The sequence below is a fragment of the Brachyspira sp. genome, from assembly GCF_050873525.1.
GTDB lineage: Bacteria > Spirochaetota > Brachyspiria > Brachyspirales > Brachyspiraceae > Brachyspira.
Map to the genome: position 1 here is coordinate 1 of NZ_JBNMIZ010000226.1, position 4,225 is coordinate 4,225.

General features: G+C 34.2%; 4 protein-coding genes. 2 read left to right on the forward strand and 2 right to left on the reverse strand.

Annotated elements, in window-relative coordinates; genetic code table 11:
* Window positions 1–91: 91 nt before the first annotated feature.
* Both ACR0QS_RS11630 and ACR0QS_RS11635 read left to right on the forward strand, forming a co-directional pair.
* Entirely contained in the window at window positions 92–1,948 is a 1,857-nt protein-coding gene (locus tag ACR0QS_RS11630; RefSeq protein ID WP_432633617.1) for a methyl-accepting chemotaxis protein, read from the forward strand.
* Between the two features lie 5 nt (window positions 1,949–1,953).
* Window positions 1,954–2,502, forward strand: coding sequence for a class IV adenylate cyclase (locus ACR0QS_RS11635; RefSeq protein WP_432633618.1), 549 nt, complete (start codon window positions 1,954–1,956; stop codon window positions 2,500–2,502).
* A gap of 99 nt (window positions 2,503–2,601) precedes the next feature.
* Here ACR0QS_RS11635 and ACR0QS_RS11640 read toward each other — a convergent pair whose 3' ends face one another.
* Together ACR0QS_RS11640 and ACR0QS_RS11645 are read right to left on the reverse strand one after the other, a co-directional pair.
* Window positions 2,602–3,582 carry a hypothetical protein gene (locus ACR0QS_RS11640; protein WP_432633619.1) on the reverse strand — a complete coding sequence of 327 codons (981 nt, stop codon included), beginning with the start codon at window positions 3,580–3,582 and terminating at the stop codon, window positions 2,602–2,604.
* A gap of 20 nt (window positions 3,583–3,602) precedes the next feature.
* The coding region (locus ACR0QS_RS11645) for a hypothetical protein (RefSeq protein WP_432633620.1) at window positions 3,603–4,225 on the reverse strand (623 nt) is incomplete at its 5' end.

A 4,225-nucleotide genomic window follows, 5' to 3' on the forward strand; every position in this document is an offset into this window, starting at 1 on the left:
AATTTTAAAACAATAATTCCGAAAATATGATATAATATATTTTATTAAAATTAATGAAATTAAATTATTTATAAAACTTGAGGGAAAAATTATGTCAAAGATAAAGGTGAAAAAAGCGCATGAAAGAAACGGTTTAATGAGTAAATTTTTAGTTCCATTTGCCGTATTTTTAGGAATAGTAATGATAAGTATGTATATCGTTTATAGACCTCAATACAGAAAATTATTTTTGAATAATTTGGATGTTAGAATGAAAACAGCATCCGAAGAAGTTATAAAATGGGTTTCCTCTTTTTATACCGAAATAGATATAATAGCCGCATATTCAAAAAGCCCTATGACTACGGACGATATGCTCGAATCTTTTTTTAATATTTTGGAAGCCAAACCAGATATTGCAAATGTATATTTTGGGAATACGATTCCAAGAAATAGCCCGGGAGGAATATTTGTAAATCCTTTTTCAAGTCTTTTGGCGGCAAATTACGACCAAACGAAAAGAGACTGGTTTATTAAAGCCTCGACTTCTCAAGGAATATATATAAGCGAACCTTATATAGCGGCGTCTTCCAAAAAACTTGTCGTAACTTTTGCAAAGGCTGTTTATACGAACGGTTATCTTAAAGGAGTTGTTGGCATAGATATATTTTTTTCAAAGATTTCGGAAATAATGCAAAATCAAGCGGAAAACGAAAGCACGGAAATAAATATAATAATGAAAAACGGAATGTATCTCACGCATAAAGACGATAAATATATTTTAAGCGAACAGAATACAATATTCTCAAATCCTCTATTTTCTGGCTTTCAAAATGCAGTTTCAAGTCAAAATAATTTGATAGAAATAAAAGGCAAAGAATGGGCGGGAGTTCAAAATATAGAAAATATTCCATGGATGATAGCGGGACATGGAACTACAGAATATTTCGATAATCTTATGCGAAGATTGATAATCGTTTTATTTGTCGTTGTAATCGCTTTTATGGGAATAGAAACGATTTTAGTAACCGTAGTCGTTCGTCCTTTATCCGAATCATTAAACAGAGCGATAAGTATTATAACCAATATGGGGCAAGGGGATTTCAACGCAAGATTTGAGAAAAAACTTTTAGATAAAAAAGACCAAACGGGCGCTCTCACAAATTCTATAGACGAGATGCAAAGAAGAATCGGCTCCGTAATTTATAAAATAAAACAAGGTATAGATGTAATAAATAATGAAATAAGCAAAATATCGGAAGGAAGTTCTAATTTGTCCGACAGAAGTAATTCGCAAGCCGCGGCGTTGGAAGAATTGGCAAGTTCAATCGAAGCTTTATCATCTTCATTGAAAGAAACTGCTAGGAGTGCGTCCGAAGCGAAAAGTATGAGCGCAAAAGCATATTCCGATACGAAAAGCGGAGTTGAAGCGGTTATGCAGACAGCAGAAAACATGAAAGAGATTTCCGAATCGAGCAAAAAAATCTCCGACATAACAAAAATGATACAATCTATTGCTTTCCAAACGAATATACTCGCTTTGAATGCGGCGGTAGAAGCTGCGCGGGCGGGAGAACAGGGAAGAGGTTTTGCGGTAGTGGCGAGTGAAATTCGTTCTTTGGCTCAAACGGTTAATGACGCTGCAAGCAATATAACGAATATAGTTGAAGATACGGTAAATAAAATAGAAATAGGAAACGAATCTGTCGCTCAATCTTCGGAACTTTTAAGCGAGATAGAGAAATCGGTAAATGAGGTTTCGGAAGTATTGACTGGAATATCGAATTCGGCTATTCAAGAAGAAGACGGAATAGAACAGATAAATCAAGCGGTAATGGAATTGAATAATATAACGCAGGAAAATTCAAATATGGCTCAAGACAGCGCGATGTCGAGTAAAGAAGTATCTGACAGAACGGAAAATATGGTTGATGAGATTTCTTATTTTAAATTCAAAAGCAATAAATAATTAAAATGAATAACACGGAAATTGAAATTAAAGCCCATGTTAAAAATTTTAAATCGACTTTAGATTTTCTATATAAAAACGCAAAATTCAAAAAAAAGTATTTCAAAAAAGATATTTATTTTGCCAAAGCGGACGAAATAAAAAACGGAAATATAAATTTAAATAACTGCATTCGACTGCGAACCGAACATGGCGGTTATACTTTCTGCGCAAAAACAAGAACCGTAATTGACGGCGTGGAAGTGAACGAAGAGAGGGAAATTAAAGTAAACAAAAAAAAATCGAAGTTTATAATAAATTTTTTATCGACATTGCAAAATTATAAAGAATATGTGAGAAAAGAAAAAAAAGGATACGCTTTCGTTTATAAAGGCGCGCTGGCTGAAGTGTCTTTGGTAAAAAATTTGGGTGATTTTATTGAGATTGAATTTTTAAACTCTTCAAAATCTACCGAAACTCAAATAGCGGAATTAAAATCAATATTAAACGATATAGGAATCGAAGAATCGGAAATAGAACCAGAACCTTATTTAAATCTTTTATCGAAAAAATAAAAATGTAGTTATTTCGACCTTACTTTTAATCAAAATAAATTTTATATAAAAAAGAGCAGGCTTTAAAACCTACTCTTTTTATAGCAAAATAAAATATTCTTATTTTATTCCTTCGTTCCAATCTCCTACAACATGGGTTCCAGGGACTTTAGTCAAAGATATAGCGTTGCCATAACTTGGTTTATAAGTAGCGCTGTCGCCGTTTAGGGTAATATTAGCTTTAAGTTTAATTATTTTAACCGTATTTCCTACTTTTACAGATTCAGGATAGTCGCCAGTTCCAGTTGATAATCCCCAAACTACCGTAGCTCCGCCAGAAGTGAAACTTACTGATACTTTACCATCCGCTGAAGCATATTTAGTGCCTGCCAAATCTTCAACAAAGCTTCTCGTTCTTGTAAATCTTTCGCCAGTTACTTCTATATGCGAACCGTTTAAGTTATATTCTCTATAAACGCCTTGGTCAAATTTGAAAATAAGTTTTCTTTCAACAGAACCTTGATTTTCAACTATAGTCAATTCGTTGTCAGATAAGCCAGCTGTTTTTTTCTCTGTCGTTACATTTGCATCATAGAAATATATATATCCTTCGCCGTCTATAGCTATGAAATTTTCTATATTTCTGTTCACATCTTTGTAAGTTCCCTTATATTTAATTAATTCTTTAATATATCCGCCGATGCCGTTATTTTTAATGAGGACATCATCGCTCACTTTTTTAAGAACATAAGAAGTATAGCTAGTATAACCTTTGCCGTCAAACTTCAATACTTCTACAGTTCCTTCGGCAGCGTTTCGTATTTGTAATTTGCCTTCCGCTCGAGATGTCTTTTCAACAGCCACTTCCGCGCCATGTATATTTCTAACTTTTCCGTCTCTGAGTTTATAGTCTATATATCCAGCAGCTTCATAATATACGCCAGAATAGTCGTTTACGAAAGCTGATATATTTGCATCTGGATTATTAATCAAATCGTCAGGGTTACCTTGGCTCGCTTCTGGTCCTAAATCGCTTGAGCAACTTACCGCAAATACGAATACCAAACTTAATAATGTTATTAATATTTTCTTTATAGTCATCTTTATATCCTCCTCCTCAATTATTTAATTTCCGTGCCGTCTTTGGCATAGCAAGTAATACTTCCGTCTTCGCCAAATACTACTTTTTCGCCGTTCCAATACGCGCCTCTAACCGTTAATACATTGCCTTTGAATACGCAGTTGCCTGTAATGTAATCCCAGTTACCGTATTTTCCATGCATGTATTTAACTCTGCCCGTATTTTCTATAGTTACTCGAACGGATTTATTAGCGCTTGTATAATAGCCTACATATTTTTCAGGGAAATCATTTTTCGCATAATATGTAGCCAAATCGTCAAAGTCGTTTTCATAAATGTAATAGCCATAGCCGTCAAATGTGAAAACTTTTACTACGCTTCCGTCTTCTTCTTCAACTTGCAATTTCTTAAGATTCTTATCAACCGCAATATTGAGGAATGAAGTAACTTCTTTCCATTCTGTTCCAGTTATAGGAGCGGCTACGATTTCGTATAATTTGCCGTCTTTGATTCTATAACCAGCATAGCCAGATACCGTGTTATAAACGCCTTGGAATTCAGGAACTTGTAAAAATTCCTTTATTGCCGCTTCTGTTCTATCTGGAGTTCCGCCTTCCTCCTCGATAGATAATTTCGCTTGCTCTTCGATGCTTTTTACATCAA

Coding starts and splice junctions, on each gene's coding strand:
- ACR0QS_RS11640 (WP_432633619.1), bottom strand. CDS start 3,582: ATGACTATAAAGAAAATATTAATAACATTATTAAGTTTGGTATTCGTA.
- ACR0QS_RS11630 (WP_432633617.1), top strand. CDS start 92: ATGTCAAAGATAAAGGTGAAAAAAGCGCATGAAAGAAACGGTTTAATG.
- ACR0QS_RS11635 (WP_432633618.1), top strand. CDS start 1,954: ATGAATAACACGGAAATTGAAATTAAAGCCCATGTTAAAAATTTTAAA.